Origin of the sequence: Methylomonas subterranea (genome assembly GCF_024505185.1) — a bacterium.
In the GTDB taxonomy this organism is placed as follows: domain Bacteria; phylum Pseudomonadota; class Gammaproteobacteria; order Methylococcales; family Methylomonadaceae; genus Methylomonas; species Methylomonas subterranea.
Map to the genome: position 1 here is coordinate 160578 of NZ_JANIBJ010000003.1, position 20168 is coordinate 180745.

Sequence of the window (20168 nt, forward strand, 5' to 3'; positions counted from 1 at the left end):
AAATGGAGAAACAGCACAGTTTCACGCGCGAAGAGTTATTGATGTCCGGTCGCGGCGAATTATACGGCCCCAAAAACGCGCAACTCCCCCTCCCTCCCATGCTGATGATGGATCGTATCACGCATATGTCCGAAGAAGGCGGCAAATACGGCAAGGGCGAAATCATAGCTGAACTCGATATTACACCCGATCTGTGGTTCTTCGACTGTCATTTCCAAGGCGACCCCGTCATGCCCGGCTGCCTGGGCCTGGATGCCATGTGGCAACTGGTGGGCTTTTATCTGTGCTGGCTGGGCGGCCCCGGCAAGGGCCGCGCCCTGGGTTGCGGCGAAGTCAAATTTACCGGCCAGGTACTGCCCACCGCCAAAAAAGTCACCTATAAAATAGACCTTAAACGGGTTATTTTGCGCAAACTGGTGATGGGTATAGCCGACGCCACCATGGAAGTGGATGGCAAGCAAATTTACGAAGCCACCGATTTGCGGGTCGGCTTGTTTACTTCCACTCAAGATTTTTAAGGATCCAGCATGAGACGCGCGGTCGTAACAGGTTTAGGCATAGTCTCCAGCATCGGCAATAACCGGGACGAAGTCGTCGCATCGCTCAGAGCCGGACGCTCGGGCGTGGTGCATGCGGACGTATACCAAGAACTGGGTTTCAGAAGTCATGTCCACGCGCCGGTCAATCTCGATCTGGACGAAGTCATCGACCGCAAAATCAAACGCTTCATGGGTGACGGCGCCGCTTACAACTACGTTGCCATGGCTCAGGCCATCGCCGACGCCGGTCTGGCGGAAGAAGAAGTTTCCAACGTCCGCACCGGCTTGGTAATGGGTTCCGGCGGTCCCTCCACTTCCAACGTGGTGGACGCGGCCGACATTCTGCGCTCCAAGGGCGTCAAAAAAGTCGGCCCCTACATGGTGCCGCGCGCCATGTCCAGTACCAATACCGCCTGTCTGGCCACGCCTTATAAAATCAAGGGCGTCAATTACAGCATCAGTTCCGCTTGCGCCACCAGCGCGCATTGCATAGGCCACGCCATGGAGCTGATCCAGTTGAACAAGCAAGATGTGGTGTTTGCCGGCGGCGGCGAAGAACTGCACTGGACCATGTCGGTACTGTTCGACGCCATGGGTGCATTGTCGTCCAAATACAACGACACTCCGGCCACCGCGTCCCGCCCCTACGACGCCACCCGCGACGGCTTCGTGATTTCCGGCGGCGGCGGCGTGCTGGTGATCGAAGAACTGGAACACGCCAAAGCCCGCGGCGCCAAAATCTACGCGGAGCTGGTTGGCTACGGCGCCACCTCCGACGGTTACGACATGGTGCAACCGTCCGGCGAAGGCGCGGTGCGCTGCATGCAGCAAGCCATGTCCACGGTGACCGATACCATCGACTACATCAACGCCCACGGTACCAGCACGCCGGTGGGCGACACCCGCGAGCTGGAAGCCTTGCGTAATGTATTTGGCGCCGACAAGGTACCGGCGGTCAGCTCGACCAAATCGCTGACCGGCCACGCCCTGGGCGCCGCCGGCGTCAACGAAGCGATTTATTCGCTGTTAATGATGCAGGAAAACTTCCTCAGCGCCTCCGCCAACATCAGCGAACTGGATCCGCAGGCGGCCGGCATACCCATCGTGCGCGAGTATCGGGACAATGTGACGCTAAACACCATCATGTCCAACAGCTTCGGCTTCGGCGGCACCAACGCCACGCTGATTTTCCAGCGTTATAACGGTTAAACCTCGACAGCCGGCGTTTTCGGCGCCGGCTGTCCGTATCATTACGCCATGTCCGACTTAGAGCAAAAATCCCGCACCCAATTCAACAAGCTGCAAAAGCGCTTGCGCCGCTGCGTCGGCGAAGCCATCGCCGATTTCAACATGATAGAAGACGGCGATAAAATCATGGTTTGTCTATCCGGCGGCAAGGATTCCTATACCATGCTGGACATTCTGCTGAACTTGCAAAAAACCGCACCGGTAGGCTTCGACATCATCGCCGTCAACCTGGATCAAAAACAGCCGGGCTTTCCCGAACACGTGCTGCCGGAATATTTGAAATCGATAGGCGTGCCCTACCACATTATAGAACACGACACCTACAGCATCGTCAAGCGCATCGTTCCGGAAGGCAAAACCACCTGCAGTTTGTGCTCGCGCTTGCGCCGAGGCACTTTGTACGGCTTTGCCAGGGAACATCATGTCACCAAAATCGCCCTGGGCCACCACCGCGAAGACATCATCGAAACCTTTTTTCTGAACCTGTTTCATGGCGGCAAGCTGAAAGCCATGCCGCCCAAACTGCTCAGCGACGACAAGCAAAACATCGTCATCCGCCCCCTGGCCTACTGCAGGGAAAAGGACATCAACCGCTTCGCGGCCTTTAAGAAATTCCCCATCATTCCCTGCAATTTGTGCGGTTCGCAGGAAAACCTGCAGCGCAAGGCCATGAAACAGATGCTGGCGGGCTGGGACAAACAATTTCCGGGCCGGCTGGAAACCATATTCGCCAGTTTGCAAAATATCGCCCCCTCGCAGATGGCCGACACCGGCCTGTTCGACTTTGCCGGTTTGCGGCGCGACCCCGCTGCCGCCATGACCGTGGACGCATCCCCGGATTGCGCAAACGCCTATGCCGGCGAAGCGGGGCTGGACATTCTTGAACGCTAACCCCCAGGAAACCCAATCATGCCACACACCATTCTGGTTACCGGCGGTGCCGGTTACATCGGTAGCCACACCTGCGTCGAACTGATTGACAACGGTTTCGAAGTCGTCATCGTCGACAACCTCGGCAACAGCAAAATAGAGTCCCTACGCAGAATAGAAAAAATCACCGGCCGCCGCATTCCGTTTTATCAGGCCGACATCCGCGATGCGGCGGCGTTGATCCGCATCTTCCAAAACCACGCCATCGATGCCGTCATCCACTTTGCAGGCCTGAAAGCCGTCGGCGAGTCTTGCCAGCAGCCGCTGACCTATTACCAAAACAACATTAGCGGTACCCTGGTCTTGCTGGAAACCATGGCCGAACATGGCGTAAAGCACTTGGTATTCAGCTCATCGGCCACCGTCTATGGCGACCCGCGCACGGTACCAATTACCGAAGATTTTCCGTTACAAGCCACCAACCCCTACGGCCGCACCAAATTATTCATCGAAGAAATTTTGCGCGATGCCGGCGCGGCGGATAAGCTCAATCAGGCGCGACACCGCTGGAAAATTGCCATTTTGCGCTATTTCAATCCCATCGGCGCTCACCATAGCGGCCTGATAGGCGAAGATCCCAACGGCATCCCAAACAACCTGATGCCTTATTTGTCCCAAGTCGCCATCGGCAAACTGCCGATGCTTTCGGTGTTCGGCAACGACTACCCGACTCATGACGGTACCGGCGTACGCGATTACATTCACGTGGTCGATCTGGCCCAAGGCCATATCAAGGCCTTGCGCTATCTGCTGAAACAAGACCACGACGCCATGCTTTGCGAGGCCTTCAATCTCGGCACCGGCAACGGCTACAGCGTATTGGACATGATCAACACCTTCAGCCGGGTCACCGGACAGTCGGTAGCCTACCAAATCGCGCCCAGACGACCCGGCGATGTCGCCGCCTGCTACGCCGACCCGACTTTGGCGTTAGAAAAACTGGACTGGAAGGCTGAACGGGATCTGCAACAAATGCTGACAGACCTCTGGCGCTGGCAAAACGCCAATCCCGACGGCTATAACTGATCGATAGACAAACCGCTTTCGAAAAACCGGCTTCTAATGCATGATTAGGTATCTCCGATCGATACTTGAATCCTTCGTCCGTCCACCGCTCCGGGAGGTCGTGCAATGCCGCAAACGGGACACACTCTCGCTCCACATCGCTGCCGCGACTGCGCAAAAGCAAAGCATTGTCTGGCGGACGAACTGATCGGCCAGCCGTCCATCCCACCCATTCCGATTCAAAACACCATACTGCCGAAGGGCCGCTATATTTATCATCAGGGCGACGGGGTAAAAAATCTGTTCTTCGTAAAATCCGGTTCCGTCAAAATCGCCTACAACAACGAACAGGGCGACCAACAGATTATTAACTTTTACTTCCCGGGCGATTTAATAGGGCTGGCGGTATTGAATCACGGCCAGCATTCCGCCTCCGCCGTAACCCTTGAAAAGTCGGTGATCTGCGCTTTTCCCATCGGCTTTATCAGGACACATTGCGAAAAACTGCCTAATTTACTCAGCGACATACTGAAACGATGCGACGCCGAGATCAAGCACCGGCATGAAACGCTGTTGAGCAGTCATCAATGCATCGCCAGCAAACGCCTGGGCGACTTCTTGCTTGAGCTGATAGTCCGGCTAGGCCTTAGCCGCAAACAGCCGGTGTTATTGCATTTACCCATGTCCCGCGCCGATATGGCCAATTACCTGGGATTGGCGCCGGAGACCGTCAGCAGGGTGTTATCCAAATACCAAAAGCACGGGCTTATTTTGGCCAAAAAGCAAAACATCCAAATCAACGACCTCGAGCAACTTACTGCCTTTGTAAGACAAGCCGTTTAAAAAGTCGCGAAATGCAAGACTTCAATTCAGCGAAAGATTGCTCTGCCGTCCGCCCGAGCCGCAAATTTCATTTGATACAGCGACACCGGCCACTAAGGCCGAGGGGCGGCCTGGGCATCCGCGGCCGTAACGTCAATAACCGAGCGAAAACCGAATTCAAGTCGCCGGCCAATAGCGACTTGATATCCGCCGCGCGCCAGTTCGGATTCCGCTGTAGCAACAGCGCCGCCAGACCCGCGACACGCGGGCTTGCAAAGGAACTGCCGGTCATGAAATCGTAGGCTTCATGCGGCACCGTGGTCAGAATATCCAGGCCGGGCGCGATAATTTCAGCCCTGTCGGTTTCGTCGCCCCTGCCGACAGCCAAAACGCCCGAGACATTCGCCGGAAAGCCATCCGCCCGCCCCCTGGCCGGCAGGGCCGCGACGATAATGATGTCTTTTGCCAGTGCGGCCGTTATCAACTGCCGCACCAAGGGATCTTCCGGACCGGCCAAGCTCAGATTGATAATGTGGCTATGCATGCGCATGGCCCGATTGAGCGCAACCGCCAATGTAAAGCTATTGCAGCGCGCCGAGATAATCCCGGCAACGGCGGTGCCGTGAACATCCGCCAGATCATGATCGGCGGGTTCCGGCGCCACATTCTCGAAATGTGTGATCTGGCCTTGCAAATCAGGGTGATCGAGATCGACCCCGCTGTCGAGCAACGCCACGCGTATGCCCCTGCCGGTAACCGCTTTATGCAGCTCGCTTATCCCAAGCGCCTTGAAACCCGACTGCAAGGACAAATAAGGATCGCCAGCGGGCCCGATGGCCGACTCCGCCCGCGTCTCGAAGGTTTGCATGCGTTGTACCAGGGCAACCTGGTCATCTTCCCGTAATCTGGACATCACCTGTTGCAGCGGATAGCGCACGGGAACTTCATACACCACGCAGCTGACGCAGAGTTCGGTCACCGGCCACTGGGCGATCAGTTGCAGGCGATGCCGATCCGCCAATTGTTCCGCCGCGCGCTCGCTCCAACCGGAGTTACCGTATCGACCGCGAACCCGGTAGCCATCCAGGGCATTGCCGGCCAGTGAGCGATTGATGGTTTTATCGACAAAAGCCACCACCAGCCAGCGGTTTTTCTTCGGCGACTTGATAACTATGGTCTCCGGGCCCCCCCGTAACAAAACCCCGCCTTCCGCAATTTAAGCTCCGCCAAAAATCCTTTGCCGCAATGGCCGCCGGCGCAGAATCGTTCGTCCCAAGTCAAACGGGACGAACGGAAAACCCTTGTCATCCGAAACACGGCAGTTTCTCCCAATCACTCCCCAGGCGACTGAACTTTCGCGTTTTGAATTGACATCGGTCATGTGCCGAAAAAATCCGTTTGCTACTTTAGTAACCGGAAACGCAAAACGCTTCCAATTCACGCCCCCCACCCCACCGTATTGCGAGCGATATAAGGAGATTCAGACATGAAAACCACTGACCAAACCTGCCTAATCTTAAGTTCACTAGCGCTGGCCGCCTTCTCAAATGCCCATGCGGCCGTTCAAACCATCAATTTCGACACCGACTCAGCGGGCAACCCCATTAACGCCCCAAGCCTGTTTTCGGCGGCCACGCCGTTAACCGATTTATATGCCGGTAAAGGCGTCAGCTTCTCCGCGCTGAGCCGCACAGCCCAAACCAGTCTAGTTACCCGCGACGGCATTGAAAGCACTCAATCCGTCAACGTGATAAACCCCAGTGCCAGCGGCATGGGTGCGATACTGAACGAAGGCGCGAACTTCGGTAACAACGCCAGGAGCGGCGATAACTTTTTGGCGTTCAATAGTCAATCGGCTGCTTCCAGTAACTTTTGGCGCATCAGTTTCGACGATCCTATCGGTTATTTCGGCATTTCCTACAGCAACGGCAGTACCTCGAATTACCAATATCTGAACTTCCAGGCTTATGACGTCAACGGCTCCTTGATCGGCAGCAGTTCCAACAACTATCTGGGAAACTACAGCTACTATCAAACGAACTATTTTACCAATGCCTTCAAAAGCGGCACCGAGATCAGTTATATCGATATAGGGCAGGGCTTGAATTGTTGCGGTAATAACCTGAATACCAGCCTGAAAGGCGACAATTGGGCGCTGAGCTTCGACGATTTGATTTTCGGCGACTATGCCGACGCACCCTACTATGTCTACAATTTATCCGGGAACGGTTACTACGTACCCTTACCCGGCGCCGTTTGGCTGATGCTGTCCGGCCTGCTAGGCGTGTTTTCCAATCAATTTCGCCGCTCGCGAGCTTTCCGTCTGCCTGGCTGATGAAAAGTAGCCTGGTCGGAGCGCGGTACTCCGACCGGGCCGAATCGGCGGACGCTATTCAATTCGAATGGTCGCGCCCACTGAATCTCCAGGCTTCTCAATGCCGCACCCGCTGTTTCGGCCCGGCATGACAGGTTTTTACCGATAACCGGGAGCGCTATTTTTTGATTTTGACCGTTTCCAACTTGGCGGCGAATTGTGCCGACCACACCCCAAAATAAGCGCCCAGGGCAATGGAGATGCAAACCAATACCAGGGGATTACCCGGAGATATCCCCAACAACACGTCGTGCGCCAAGGTATCCGGCGTTTGCAACAAATAGCCAAACACACAGGAATAGCCCAAAACACTGGCCGGAATCGCCGCAAACCTCGGAAAATGCGCCGCCATGCACATCACCCAGACAGTCTCAATCACAGCCAAGGCCGCCATCAAAGGCACGCCCAAGGCGGTATCCGGCGCGATATTGGCGATGATCAAGGCTCCAATCCAACCCATCAGCGCGCCAAAGCTACCGCAAACCAATATATTGGTCAGGGCTGCCTTGTCGGCGCCCAGCAGGAAAAATGCCGCCCAGGCAATGGTTGAAACCCAAATCAAAAACAGACCGCTGGCTGGACCCACGGCAAAAAACGCCATGACGCCGGCAAGCAGGGCAATGCTGGTGGAAAGTGCTGTCAATTTATCCATGGAACTCGTCTCCTAAATTACCTCATTAAAATTTGGCCGCTGGATTTTACGTTGAGGCGACCCGAACAAACCCAGCCGTTTGCCGGCCGGACCCGCCAAGCAAATCCGACCGAACCCGGATGTTACCAGATAATATTCCGGCCGGCCGATTTCCATCTCGCCGATAAACCCCGGCTGGCCGAGGCTTGGCGGGGAACGAATCCTGTGCACATTCAGCGCCGCGCGGGCGCGTTCGTCAAGTCCTATTGCGTATCTATACTATAGTTTTTACACGAAGCCGCCGACTCCAGCCCACCGAAATATCTATCCGATGTGGAACGCCTCAGACAAACAACAGTGGACGACCGGCGGTTTGAGCAATTTTTCCATTCAATATCGGGCATTTGCATGCCAAGGAGAGTTTCATGTCACTATTCAGGGCAATATCATGGCCGGCTTTTAGCCTTGCCGCCGGCTTGCTGAGCGGTTGCGCTTCCAACGAAATCTACCGCGGCGATTACACGCTTTGCAGCGTTACACCCGGCAATCCCTGCGAGCAAAACTCGCTACATCTTTATAACGACGGGGCCGCCAATGAATACACGCTCGGATTTGTCGAAATCGACGACCAGGGCCAAATGCGCGACCGTAAACAAATGCAGGCCCTACTGGATACGCTCTACCAAAAAGCCGCCAAGGAGAGCATTCTGTTGACGGTCTTCGTGCATGGCTGGCACCACAATGCCCGCCCTGGCGACTCCAATATCGAAAGTTTCAAGGAAAATCTGGCTAGAATCAGCCAAGTGGAAAGTCAACGCAGTAAGGAGTTGGGCCGTCCGCCGCGTAAAATCGCCGGGGTTTATGTCGGCTGGCGCGGCGAATCTATCGATCTGGCGCCGTTCAATTACCTGACCTTCTGGGACCGCAAAAGCACGGCGCAAGATGTGGGCTACCTCGGCATTACCGAGTTGCTGGTCAAACTGGAGGAAATCGCCAACGTGCGTAATTCCATGACGCCGCCCATTAAAAGCCGGCTGGTGGTGATAGGCCACAGTTTCGGCGGCGCGGTTGTCTTCAGCGCCACTTCGCAAATTCTGGCCAGCCGTTTCGTCGACAGCCGGGAAAACAAAAGTTATACCGATAGCGCCAAGGGTTTCGGCGATCTGGTGGTGCTGCTGAATCCGGCCTTCGAAGCGCTGCGCTATGCGCCGTTCTACGACTTGGCCCAGGCGCGTTGCAGTTACTTTCCGGACCAATTGCCGCGCTTGGCGATTTTGACTTCGGAAGCCGACGACGCTACCGGCATCCTGTTTCCGCTGGGCCGCATATTCTCAACCGTATTCGAAACCCACGGCGATATCGAACGCAACGATTGCAATCTGCCGCTGTCGCTGGATGAAGGCAAGGCCGACCGCGCCACGGTAGGCCATTACCCGCCCTTGATCAGCCACGCCTTAACGCCGGTGGCCGACGCGCAAAACTTGCAACGGGCCAGCTATGAAAACATGAAACACCTGTGGAGCACCCAAACCCCGGGCGGAAGCACCCAATACGGCTCAACCGTGCTGACGCACCTGAACAAAACCAGTCCGCGCAATCCCTATCTGAATATTCGGGTCGACGAAAGCATCATCGCCGATCATAACGACGTGTTTAACGAAAAGGTCATGGAATTCATTCGACTGTTGATAAGTCTTTCCACGGACGATTGATGCGTGGTGACCTTGGGGCGGCGCAAAACCCGGCAACACCGAAAGATTGCGCGCATAAAAAAGCCCACCGCTTGGTGGGCTTTCGTCCGTTTTTATTTTTATGTTTTGGGTGGACGCCCGCCAAAGGTATGACGGGTTAATAGCCAGCGCTTATTATTATTGCTATACCGGATAGCCGGTCGCTTTCCTTCCTCCTCATCTCGAAAGAAATCTTCTTTCAAGAACCTCTACCTTTTTTCAAGGTGGGCGTAGTGTATTTTAAAAAAACGCCTTTGTCCAGAAAAACCGCGACAATTTGTCGCACCGCTAATTCCACAAAAACCAACAACAACCGGGAACTTGCAGAGCGGTGCAATTTACCTGAAAACGCAGCTTGGTTAAAGCATTTTTGCCAATTTTTTTGGCATCGAAAACCGCTTGTACAAATAGTGCGCGGATGGTCGGGCCGAGCCTTAAAACGGCCGTCGGATTATTCCTCCGGCCCGAAACACCGAGGGTAATCCTGGCATACTTCGCAGGACGGCGCGCGGCAGACATAAAGGCCTTCGGCTTCGCAGAGTTGTTTGTATAAAAATTTCTTCCACTTCATATCCTTGTGGTTACGTTCCGCCAGACCTGGGAAGTTGTGCTTTAACAGGGCGGTCAGTTCCGGCCGGCTCCACAGACCCAGATCCTGCCAGAGATGATCGCTGCCCAAACACGCGGCCACGATGATGGCAATCAGCCATTCGGTTTCGGCGCACTCGGCCGCGGAAAATTGCCGCAGCAATTGTTCCAGATCCTGCTTTTCCAGCATGCGGCTAAAATCCGTGTTCCTCCCGGAAGGCGCACACTCGCTTAATTCATGGCCGGTAAAACGTTGGTCCAACAATTGCAGGAATTGGTCGGCATTCAAGCCCAGCCTGTCGGGCAAGACCCCCTCGCCCACCAGCCAACTGGCAATGATTTGCGCCAGCCAGACGCTATTGGCCGAACCATCGCTGGATGCCAGCAAATCGTCATAATGTTGTTGACGGGTAAGTGCCGGAGATAATTTGACTTGAGCTTGCATGGCCGCGCCCTCGCTGGTCAGACATGTCGCACCGGTTACGCATGGGTATGCTGCAAGGCCAGCGAGACATGCTGAAAGAATTAATACTCGACGCGTATATCTTCGTCGCGCACGATCATTTGACAAGCCAGACGCCACTCGGACGGCAGGTCATCCACGATCATTTGTTCCAATTCCGCCTGGGTTATCTTGCCCAATTGTTTCAGAACGGTTTTTTCCTTCTCGGTTAATGGACCACCCATGCGCTGCAATTTGTTGTCGATGCTGGAAACCTTAACTACACAGGTGCCGCATTCGCCGTCTTCGCATTCGAAATTGATGGGAATTTTGTTTTCCAGCGCCAGCTTCAAAACCGTTTGCGTGTGGCTGCCGGCCACGGCGTAGACGGTTTTATCGCGATATTCCGGGCTGGTAAATGTTACTAAAGCCATAATGAGTCCTCGGTTTATTAAACGGGTTTGACGGAAAGTTTGCCGCCCAACACCTGAGCCTGGCACGCCAGTCTATTGTGTTTGCCGGCCATGTTTTCCCGCAAGATTTTGTCTTCCAGCACCGATGGTTCGCTGAGGTTGTTCCAACCCTCGGTGACTTTCATCAGGCAGGTTCCGCAGTCACCTTCGCGGCAACCGTAGGTAATCGCCGAGCCGACTTTCTCGGACACTTCGATAATCCGGGTTCCGGCCGGCACGGTGACGGTGACATTAATATCTTCAAAAGTAATGGTCGCTTTGGCCATTGTTGACACTCCATAATGGTAAAAAATAAATCCAGGAAACCGCCTAATCCGACGCATTTCCGTGTTGGAACCTTTCGATTCCCGATTTTTCATTGCCTTGCGGCAACGATGCGCCCGCCGCTTCCTTGCGACGAGGGTGTTTGCCAGTGGCAAACGCATGGGTTTTCGCCGCCGAACGCCTCGCCTCGAAACTGCAACTCAACGCTGCATGGCCGGCGGCTAACGCACTTCAAGCGGCCTTAATCTGAAAGTCGTGCCGGGAGCTCCGCACAGTCGCCATTTGCAAGGCCATCATGGCGACGGTGCACCGCTCCCATGAGACGGCCTTTAATTTGCCGGGGCCTTTGCCAGGCTTATGAGCGTTAGGAATGCAAACCTTATAACTTCGGCATTTGAATACCCCTCACCCATTCCCTCTCCCGCAGGGAGAGGGAATGGCCTTGTTAAAGTCATTTCGAGCGCGCGTTCCTTACTCACATATTTCGCGGCGATGCGGCGTTTCACGCGCGTTGGATTTAAAGCCGCCGGCCGGCGCTTGGCATTTCCTGAGCGGAACGCCTCAGGTCAAATCGGCGAAATTGATCACCTTGGCTTCGCGCGTACCCATCAACTCCTGGGCCAGTTCCAGGCCGAAGGCCTTGCATTCGATGATTTCATCGTCGGTCGGGATCAATTTCACCCGCAAACCGGGAATCGGCACCCGCAGTTTCAAGCCGCGCAACCTGTCTTCCACCAGACGCACGCCTTCGCCGGTCCAGCCGTAGGAACCGAACACGCCGCCCAGCTTGCCTTTCAGATTCACCACCGTCAGCGAGGACAACAAGTCCCAGATCGGCTTGACCGCATCGCCGTTGATGGTGGGCGTGCCCAGAATCAGGCCGTCGGTTTCCTCGATCAAATCCACGAAGGGCGCTACTTCGCCGCCTTCCAGGTCGTACAGCGATACCCTTACCTGCGCAACCTGCATCGCGCCTTGATAAATCGCTTCCGCCATGCGCCGGGTATTGCCATAGGAACTGATGTAAAAAATCACCAAGGTTTTTTGATGGTCGCTGATTTCGCTTTGCAGGGCCGGGCTGGACAGTTGCCGATAACGCTGGATATAGCGTTGCGGCCGATCGCGCAGAATCGGGCCGTGGGTGGGCGCAATCAGTTTCAACGGCAGAGGTTCTATCAATTCCAGCGCGTGCACCACGTATTCCTTGAACGGACGCATGATGTGAGCGTAGTAATATTCGAAGGAAAAGCGGAAGTCGCCGACCTGGTCGTTGTACAGACGGTTATCGCAAAAGTGGCAGCCGAACACGTCGCCGGAAAACAGCATGGCTTCTTCCGGCGCGTAGGTGCACTGGGTATCCGGCCAATGCAGGTAGGGAGTGTGTAGGAAACGCAGGCTGCGGTCGCCCAAGGACACCGAGTCGCCGGTCACCACCGGGGTGAAGCTCAATTCATCCTGCTTGAGCAGGCCCTTCAGCATGGATTGGGCTTTTTGCGAAATGAACAGCTGGGCTTGCGGAGCCCGCCGCATCAATTCCGGCAAGGCGCCGGTGTGATCGGGCTCCAGGTGATTCAGAACAATGACCTTGATTTCCGCATAGGCCGCCACGCTTTCCAGTCGAGCAAAAAAATCGTCGGCAAAGCCTTCCTTGACGGTATCGATAATTGCCACGCCCTCGCTGCCGCGAATGATATAGGCGTTATAACTGGTACCGTTGGCGGTTTTCAGAATGATGTCGAAGGTTCTCAGATTGGGATCCAGCGCCCCGATCCAATGCACCCGCTCCGATAAAGCCACGGCTTGAGGCGTGCCGTCGGCCGCTTCCAGCGTTACGGCGTTCATGGCTGGCAAGCCTTGGCCCGATGCAGTTTTGGGCAGGTTTCCAAATCGATTGCGGTATCAGGTTTCGCTTCCGCCAAACCTATCCAGGCATCGATGTTGTCGGCATCGAAACCCGCGCGCCTTCTGCCATCCACTTCCAGCAGCGGCCGCCGAATCAGTATCGGATTGGCTACCATCCAGTCGATGGCCTGGGATTCGGTTGCGCCGGCGGGATCGATTTCACCGCTTTTGATGGCCGGCGCGCTGGGATTGAACCATTGCGCTACCGGCAGATCGGCGAAAAACGAACGCAGGCGTTGCCTATTGTCCACCCAGGGATATTGCAACATATCGTGCACGATCAAAAGGTGGCCGGCCGACACCAATAGCTGTTTTTGCCGGGTATTGTTGAAACAACCCGGCTTTTCGTAGAAATGGATGATGGCCATGGCCGTCAGTGCGCTTGCAGTTCCGCCATCGCTTCGGCCATTTTTTCCGGTGGAATACCGGTCAAGGAGCCGGGTGGATTGATGGCCAGACCTTGCGCATCCAGAATCGCACCCTCAATCGGGCAGATGCTGGCGCATTGCGGCACGTCGAAATCGCCCACGCATTCGGTGCATTTTTTCGGATTGATCAGAAAATATGCCTCGGCTTTATATATCGCTTTGCTGGGACACAGGGGTTCGCAGGCATAGCAATTGACACAGGTATCGATAATTTTTAAGGCCATAATGATTCATCCTTCATGTTTCGTGGTTTGGGATGCCCGTCGGCGATGCCCTGATATGGCAAGCCAGGCCGGAATGAGCGCTAGCGTTTCCGGCCTGGCTGTCTATCGGTTTACGCGGTGGCGCGTTGGTCGTCTTTCACCTCGTCCAGTTTGCCGGCCGCCGCCATTTCCTTGTAAACCGCCATGACGGCATCTTCGATCGGCTCCATCGCATGCTCGCCGTTGGGGATAATGCCGGCTTGCTCCAGCATATCCCAAGGCTCGTAACCGATTTTCGAGCACAATACCGCTTCGCAACCTTCCAGGGCCCGGATAGTGCGTTGCAATACGCTTTCGCCGTCGCCGCAGGTATCGTCGCCGCTGCAATACAAATCGGTTTTGCGGTGGCTCATGAAGCGGACGCCGTCGGGCGAGGCTTCGTAGATCAAAAATTCCTTGGCGTGGCCGAAATGCTGGTTGATCACACCCTGACCGCTGGTGGCAATCGCCATCAGTACCGGCCGGGTGTTCAGTTTTTTACCGGCGGCGTGCTTGGCGGCGGCTTCTTCCTTGGCGGCGCGCTTGCTGTGCATTTCCTCGGCTATGGCTTCGTGGATGACTTTGCGTTTTTCCATCGCCGCCTGATAATCGATTTCCATGTCCTCGATCTTGTCCAGAGTAAACTCGTCGCCGCGGTCTTCGCCTAGCAAACCGACCGCGTCGGCGCGGCATTGCCGACAATGACGCATCATGTTCATGTCGCCGGAGCAGGCGTCCTGCAAATCCATCAGTTCGTCCTGAGTCGGCCCGCGTTGGCCCATCACGCCGTAGAACGTGCCGTGTTCGGCTTCGGCAATCAACGGCATCACGTTGTGCAGGAAAGCGCCCTTGGCTTTGACGGTTTTGCTGACTTCGGCCAAATGTTGATCGTTGACGCCGGGAATCATCACCGAGTTAACCTTAACCAAGATGCCCTTGGCCACCAGCATTTCCAGACCTTTTTGCTGCTGTTCGATCAGAATCCGCGCGCCCTCGATACCGTGGATGCGCTTGTTCTCCCAGAATATCCAGGGATAAATCTTGGCACCCACTTCGGGATCCAGGCAGTTGATGGTGATGGTGACGTGGTCGATATTGTGCTTGGACAATTCCTCGACCGAATCCGGCAGGGCCAGACCGTTGGTGGAGACGCAGAGTTTGATATCCGGCGCTTCGTCGCTGAGGCGGCGGAAGGTTTCGAAAGTACGCTCCGGATTGGCCAGCGGATCGCCGGGGCCGGCGATACCCAACACGGTCATTTGCGGAATATTGGCCGCCACCGCCATGGTTTTCTTCACGGCCTGATCGGGAGTCAATAATTCGGAAACCACGCCCGGCCTGGATTCGTTGGCGCAATCGTATTTGCGGTTACAGTAATGGCATTGGATATTGCAAGCCGGGGCAACCGCGACATGCATGCGGGCGAAATAATGATGGGCGTCTTCCGAATAACACGGATGATTTTCCACCTTGGCGCGGATTTCGTCGGACAGATGGCCCAGTTGGTCGTCACTGGTACCGCAAGAGTGGGAAGAGCAGCCGCCTGCGCTTGCTGCCGGAGTTTCGTTTAATACTGGCAATTCCATGATAGTCACCTCGCTTGTTGGTTACAAGGAGACATAGCACAGACTATACCAATTGATTTTTATTTATTATGACGTTGAATTTAAAAGGTTTTTTTACAAAAAATCCTATTGTGCCTTGTCGCCTATCCAACAAAGCACTCGACATGAAACAGTTGCGATGTAACGATTGACCTAAACCAAATTCCGCCGGAACAAGGCACGCATCAAGAATGCCCGGGCACCGGCTCCCGCGCTCGATTGAAGAGGCATAAGGCCCAAGGGGCCGTTAAATCCACGGGATTAGTGCGATACATCGCCCTCGCCGCTTACCGAAATCCCGTCGGGAGCCGACGACACCCCGGCCGCCACCTGCCCGGCGCTCAAACAACCGCCTTGCCCACCCCTACGCAGCATGGTCATTTCAGAGACGATGGACAGCGCAATTTCTTCCGGCAGTTTGGCGCCCAAATCCAGACCGGCCGGCGCGCGTATGCGGGCCAGCGCAGTGTCGCCGAAACCTTCGCACCGCAAGCGCTGTAACACCAATTGCGCGCGCTTGCGGCTGGCAATCATGCCGATATAGTCGGCCGGCGAATTCAGCGCTTGCGTCAGCGCGTCGTAATCGCCCTTGTGATGAGTGGCGACCAGCACATAATCGCCGGGCCGAGGTTGCAATTGCCGATAACGGCTGTCGTCGTCAATCAGGCGACTGGCGGCGGGAAACTGCCCGGGTTTGGCTTGCGCATCGTTGACGATCACCTCAAAGCCCAAGGGCCGGGCGAACTCACACAAGGTTTCCACGATGCGGCCATGCCCCAGCAACCACAATTGCGGGCTGGGCAGAAACGGTTCGACGTACACGCGCATGCTGCCGCCGCATGGCATGCCGGCGCCGAAAATTTCATCGGTCAAGTCGATATCAATCACGCAGGGTTCTCCGCTTTGCAGGCATTTCAAGGCTGTTTGCGCCACCATGGCCTGGGCGCAACCGCCGCCTATCCAGCCTTCAACAAGCTGTCCAGCCCAATCCATCAGCGCCTTGGCGGCCGGTTTCGCGGAAGACGAACCCAGAATTTCCACCACCGTGGCCAGCACATAGGGCTGGCGGCTTTGTTGCAACTCCAGTTGCCGCTGCAAGATATTCGAAATCGCCACGGGTTGTTATATGTCAAGGTTAATTAAATCGGCGGGGCTGTCGACATCGCGCAGCACGCCGGGATCGTCGCAGTCGATAATATACAGTTGTTCCAAATGCGCCGATATTACGCCTTTGGCCCCGTCATCGCCGCTTAATCCAGCCAATTCCGCGGCGAAACATCCGGCAAATCCGACCGGATGCCCGCGCCGGCCAAGATAACGCGGTGCCGCGATAGCCGCGCCGGCGCGCAGCGCATCGGCCAAGCGACAGACAGTCACCGGCGCGACGCTGGGCATGTCCGCCAGGGCAATCAACCAGCCGTCGGATTCCGGGCTGTTTTGCACGGCAAACGCCAGGCTGGCGCCCATTCCCAAATCGGCATCGGCAAACTCCACCACCTTGGCGCCGTGCGCCGCCAGACTGGCCGCCAGCTCGCCGGCGCCGGGCCGCACCACGGCCAGCACTGCGTCCACCCCGGCCGCCAGATTGCGGCAGGCGCGCGCAGCCAGCAACTCGCCGTTCGGCAATACTTGGATCAACTTGTCTTGCCCGAACCGGCGACCGGCGCCGGCTGCCAACAACAGGCCGGTAATTTTGCTCATAAGTGAATAGAAATCGGCATGGATTTCCGGCGACCAGAAAAATGCTCCGCACCTTATCACCGGTCCGGCTGGCAGGCAAGGTTGGAGCTGCGACCAAGCCGCCATCGCCTTTATAATTACGGCTTTTACAATCGCCAAGCCCATGAGCATCGCCCAACAAGAACCGCCCGTTCTGTACAGCTTCCGCCGCTGCCCTTATGCCATGCGGGCCCGCTTGGCCATTGCTTACGCCCAAATCACGGTCGAATTAAGGGAAATAGAATTGCGCCGCAAGCCGGCGGCGCTATTGACGGCTTCGCCGAAAGGCACCGTGCCGGTACTGGTATTGCCGTCAGGGCGGGTCGTCGACGAAAGTCTCGATATCATGCACTGGGCCTTGCAAATTCACGATCCGGATCATTGGCTTGCCGCATGGCGGCAAGCTGACGGCCCGGCCCTGATCCAGCGCAATGACGGCGACTTCAAATATTATCTGGACCGCTACAAATACGCCGACCGCTATCCGCAATACTCCATGGATTATTACCGGCAACACGGCGAACGCTTTTTATACGAACTTGAACAACGCTTGCGGCAAAACGCGCATTTGTGCGGCGACTGTTTCAGTATCGCCGATGCGGCAATCGCGCCGTTCATCCGCCAATTCGCCGCCGTCGATCAGGCCTGGTTTGCCCAAGCGGACTACCCGGCCCTGCACCGTTGGCTGGGCAAGGTTCTGGACTCCGATCTATTCCATGGCATCATGCGCCCGTATCTGACCTGGACCGCCGATTCCGCCGCGCAACTGTTCGGCAATCCGCCGTCAAATCGCAGCAATTAAAGGACTAAGCCGTTAAAATAAGCGCCAAAATCCCCGCCGGCGCGCCTTTGACCGCAGCCGGACCGCGATCCAATTTTTTATCTTTTTACTTTTCCGTTTGGAGACATGCATGTCAGACATTGAAATTGCGCAACAGGCCAAGATGCGGCCGATTATCGAATTGGCCGGCGAAACCTTCGGCATTCCCGCCGAACACCTCGGTCCTTATGGTCACTATAAAGCCAAAATTTCGCTGGAATATGTCAACAGTCTGACCGATAAAACCGACGGCAAACTGATTCTGGTCACCGCCATCAGTCCCACCCCGGCCGGCGAAGGCAAGACCACCACCACGGTCGGTTTGGGCGATGCCTTGAACCGTATCGGCAAAAAAACCATCATCTGCCTGCGCGAGCCGTCATTGGGGCCGTGTTTCGGCGTGAAAGGCGGAGCGGCTGGCGGCGGTTATGCCCAGGTGGTGCCAATGGAAGACATCAACCTGCATTTTACCGGCGACTTTCACGCCATCGGCGTGGCGCACAATTTGTTGTCTGCACTGATAGACAACCACATCAACCACGGTAACGCACTGAATATCGACCCACGCCGCATCCAGTGGAAGCGGGTGATAGACATGAACGACCGGGCCTTGCGCAAGATCACTGTCGGCATGGGCGGTCCGGCCAACGGCTATCTGCGCGAAGACGGTTTCGATATCGTGGTCGCTTCCGAAGTAATGGCGATTTTGTGTCTGGCCACCAGCCGCGCCGATTTGAAGGAACGCCTGGGCCGCATCGTCATCGGCTATAAATCCGACAAAGTCACGCCGGTTTATGCCAGCGACTTGAACGCGCACGGCGCAATGGCGGCGATTTTGAAGGACGCTATCAAACCGAATCTGGTGCAAACCCTGGAAAACAATCTGGCCATCATCCACGGCGGCCCGTTCGCCAACATCGCCCACGGCTGCAACACCGTCACCGCCACCAAGACCGCCTTGAAACTGGCCGATTACACGGTCACCGAAGCCGGCTTCGGCGCGGATTTGGGCGCGGAAAAATTCATCGATATCAAATGCCGCATGGCGGGCTTGAAACCGTCGGCGGTGGTATTGGTGGCCACCGTGCGGGCCTTGAAATTCCACGGCGGCGTCGCCAAGGACGAGCTGAACCAGGAAAATCTGGAAGCACTGGAAAAAGGCTTCGCCAACCTGGAGCGCCATCTTCATAACATCACCCATCACTACGGCCTGCCCTGCGTAGTCAGCGTCAACCACTTCACCTTCGACAGCGCTGCCGAGATCAATTTATTGCAGCAAAAATGCGCGGCCCTGGGCGCCAAATGCGTGATTGCCAAACATTGGGCACACGGCGGGGCCGGCGCGGAAGAACTGGCCCGCGAAGTATTGAACATCGTCGATAATCGAGAACCCGAGTTCAGCTTTGTCTACGACTCCGAGCTGCCGTTGTGGAACAAGATCGAAGCCATCGCCACCAAGCTCTACGGTGCCGGCAGCATCAGCGCCAGTCCCAAGGTGATGAGCGAGATCAAGGCCTTGCAGGCCAATTACGGCAATTTCCCGATCTGCATGGCCAAAACCCAGATGTCGTTCTCGACCAACCCCAATGCCAAGGGCGCGCCCAGCGGGCATAACGTGGAGATCAGCGAAGTACGGCTGGCCAACGGCGCCGGCTTCATAGTCGCCATCGCCGGCGACATGATGACCATGCCCGGCCTGCCGAAAATCCCGGCGGCGGAACGCATCGATATCAGCGATGACGGTGTGATCAGCGGCTTGTTTTAACCCTTGCCACGCATTGGAGAATTCTTGAGTTTTTATCCGACGAATCGGAATGAGCGCATTAAAAAAAGACTGGCGAAAAACCCGATTGAATTTGGGATAAACCGATGATCCCGCCGCAATTAGCGCGGCGGGAAATCGTGTCATAACGACTTGATGAACGAACGGATAAAACTGATGACCGAGGTTTGCGGTGTAATCGCTGCCGCTATGGATACCTGTTGAGCCAAATATGACTCGTATAACTGGTCGACTTCATGAGGTGTCATGTAAGCATAAGCGCCGTAGCCTTTTAAATATAAAAACTCATGGTGAATCTGCTCAAAGAAATCGACTCTCTGACTGGCTATTTGATCTTCTAACATGATTATTCTCCTTACAGCTAGAATGCGAAACATTCTGTGCTTTTGGAAAAAAATTTCCGTGATCAAGAAGGCAAGAAACACCTGGCATCGAGTCGCCATGCTGACGGCGATCACAATTTCACACGTTTTTCAATGATTAGGATTCCGCCCAAAATGATTTCCCCATTCTGTTGCTCTCCCGCGAGAAAGGGCTAGGGTGAGGGATATAAAGTTATACTCTGAAAATCATGGTAGGAGCGACGCACAGTCGCGATTCGCAAGGCCATCATCGCGACTGTGC

General features: G+C 55.7%; 21 protein-coding genes. 9 read left to right on the top strand and 12 right to left on the bottom strand.

Annotated elements, in window-relative coordinates; genetic code table 11:
• Positions 1-2: 2 nt before the first annotated feature.
• The 5 genes from fabA (at position 3) to NP590_RS02815 (ending at position 4565) form a co-directional block, all read left to right on the top strand.
• Positions 3-518, top strand: a complete 516-nt coding sequence (fabA, locus tag NP590_RS02795) for a 3-hydroxyacyl-[acyl-carrier-protein] dehydratase FabA (protein WP_256600677.1) — start codon at positions 3-5, stop codon at positions 516-518.
• 9 nt (positions 519-527) lie between these two features.
• Positions 528-1748, top strand: a complete 1221-nt coding sequence (fabB, locus tag NP590_RS02800) for a beta-ketoacyl-ACP synthase I (RefSeq protein WP_256600678.1) — start codon at positions 528-530, stop codon at positions 1746-1748.
• A 48-nt stretch (positions 1749-1796) separates the two neighbouring features.
• Positions 1797-2678 carry a tRNA 2-thiocytidine(32) synthetase TtcA gene (gene ttcA, locus NP590_RS02805; protein WP_256600679.1) on the top strand — a complete coding sequence of 294 codons (882 nt, stop codon included), beginning with the start codon at positions 1797-1799 and terminating at the stop codon, positions 2676-2678.
• Positions 2679-2696: 18 nt separating this feature from the next.
• The gene (gene galE / locus NP590_RS02810) at positions 2697-3743 is read left to right on the top strand and encodes a UDP-glucose 4-epimerase GalE (protein ID WP_256600680.1); all 1047 of its coding nucleotides are present in this window, start codon (positions 2697-2699) and stop codon (positions 3741-3743) included.
• Between the two features lie 105 nt (positions 3744-3848).
• On the top strand, positions 3849-4565 hold the full coding sequence (locus NP590_RS02815; protein ID WP_256600682.1) for a Crp/Fnr family transcriptional regulator: 717 nt from the start codon (positions 3849-3851) through the stop codon (positions 4563-4565).
• Between the two features lie 67 nt (positions 4566-4632).
• Here the strand turns inward: NP590_RS02815 and NP590_RS02820 are convergent, their stop codons facing one another.
• The gene (locus NP590_RS02820; protein WP_256600683.1) at positions 4633-5742 is read right to left on the bottom strand and encodes a S8 family peptidase; all 1110 of its coding nucleotides are present in this window, start codon (positions 5740-5742) and stop codon (positions 4633-4635) included.
• Positions 5743-6030: 288 nt separating this feature from the next.
• On the opposite strand from NP590_RS02820, the gene NP590_RS02825 reads away from it, so the two are divergent.
• Positions 6031-6879, top strand: coding sequence for a hypothetical protein (locus tag NP590_RS02825; RefSeq protein ID WP_256600684.1), 849 nt, complete (start codon positions 6031-6033; stop codon positions 6877-6879).
• Between the two features lie 157 nt (positions 6880-7036).
• Here NP590_RS02825 and NP590_RS02830 read toward each other — a convergent pair whose 3' ends face one another.
• Positions 7037-7570, bottom strand: a complete 534-nt coding sequence (locus tag NP590_RS02830) for a DUF1097 domain-containing protein (RefSeq protein WP_256600685.1) — start codon at positions 7568-7570, stop codon at positions 7037-7039.
• Positions 7571-7974: 404 nt separating this feature from the next.
• On the opposite strand from NP590_RS02830, the gene NP590_RS02835 reads away from it, so the two are divergent.
• Positions 7975-9261, top strand: coding sequence for an esterase (locus NP590_RS02835; RefSeq protein WP_256600686.1), 1287 nt, complete (start codon positions 7975-7977; stop codon positions 9259-9261).
• 469 nt (positions 9262-9730) lie between these two features.
• Here the strand turns inward: NP590_RS02835 and NP590_RS02840 are convergent, their stop codons facing one another.
• From NP590_RS02840 to NP590_RS02880, 9 genes are all read right to left on the bottom strand, one after another.
• Positions 9731-10312, bottom strand: a complete 582-nt coding sequence (locus NP590_RS02840; RefSeq protein ID WP_256600687.1) for a nitrogen fixation protein NifQ — start codon at positions 10310-10312, stop codon at positions 9731-9733.
• 80 nt (positions 10313-10392) lie between these two features.
• Positions 10393-10743: a 2Fe-2S iron-sulfur cluster-binding protein gene (locus NP590_RS02845; protein WP_256600688.1), complete on the bottom strand. Its 351-nt coding sequence runs from the start codon at positions 10741-10743 to the stop codon at positions 10393-10395.
• Positions 10744-10760: 17 nt separating this feature from the next.
• Entirely contained in the window at positions 10761-11048 is a 288-nt protein-coding gene (locus NP590_RS02850; protein WP_256600689.1) for a 2Fe-2S iron-sulfur cluster-binding protein, read from the bottom strand.
• A gap of 559 nt (positions 11049-11607) precedes the next feature.
• On the bottom strand, positions 11608-12888 hold the full coding sequence (locus NP590_RS02855) for an FprA family A-type flavoprotein (protein ID WP_256600690.1): 1281 nt from the start codon (positions 12886-12888) through the stop codon (positions 11608-11610).
• Entirely contained in the window at positions 12885-13316 is a 432-nt protein-coding gene (locus tag NP590_RS02860) for an ArsC/Spx/MgsR family protein (RefSeq protein WP_256600692.1), read from the bottom strand. The genes NP590_RS02855 and NP590_RS02860 overlap by 4 nt, the downstream gene beginning before the upstream one ends.
• 5 nt (positions 13317-13321) lie before the next feature.
• Positions 13322-13600, bottom strand: a complete 279-nt coding sequence (locus tag NP590_RS02865) for a 4Fe-4S dicluster domain-containing protein (protein WP_256600694.1) — start codon at positions 13598-13600, stop codon at positions 13322-13324.
• A 110-nt stretch (positions 13601-13710) separates the two neighbouring features.
• Positions 13711-15204 (bottom strand): nitrogenase cofactor biosynthesis protein NifB, encoded by a 1494-nt coding sequence (gene nifB, locus NP590_RS02870; protein WP_256600695.1) that lies wholly within the window; start codon positions 15202-15204, stop codon positions 13711-13713.
• Between the two features lie 279 nt (positions 15205-15483).
• A complete protein-coding gene (locus NP590_RS02875) occupies positions 15484-16338 on the bottom strand; it encodes an XdhC family protein (RefSeq protein WP_256600696.1) in 855 nt (284 codons plus the stop codon).
• Positions 16339-16344: 6 nt separating this feature from the next.
• A complete protein-coding gene (locus NP590_RS02880; protein ID WP_256600697.1) occupies positions 16345-16923 on the bottom strand; it encodes a nucleotidyltransferase family protein in 579 nt (192 codons plus the stop codon).
• Positions 16924-17065: 142 nt separating this feature from the next.
• Here NP590_RS02880 and NP590_RS02885 point away from each other — a divergent pair, with 142 nt between their 5' ends.
• The gene (locus NP590_RS02885) at positions 17066-17743 is read left to right on the top strand and encodes a glutathione S-transferase (protein ID WP_256600698.1); all 678 of its coding nucleotides are present in this window, start codon (positions 17066-17068) and stop codon (positions 17741-17743) included.
• 109 nt (positions 17744-17852) lie between these two features.
• A complete protein-coding gene (locus tag NP590_RS02890) occupies positions 17853-19526 on the top strand; it encodes a formate--tetrahydrofolate ligase (RefSeq protein ID WP_256600699.1) in 1674 nt (557 codons plus the stop codon).
• Positions 19527-19666: 140 nt separating this feature from the next.
• On the opposite strand, the gene NP590_RS02895 is transcribed toward NP590_RS02890, so the two are convergent.
• Positions 19667-19888, bottom strand: coding sequence for a hypothetical protein (locus tag NP590_RS02895; RefSeq protein ID WP_256600700.1), 222 nt, complete (start codon positions 19886-19888; stop codon positions 19667-19669).
• Between the last annotated feature and the right edge of the window lie 280 nt (positions 19889-20168).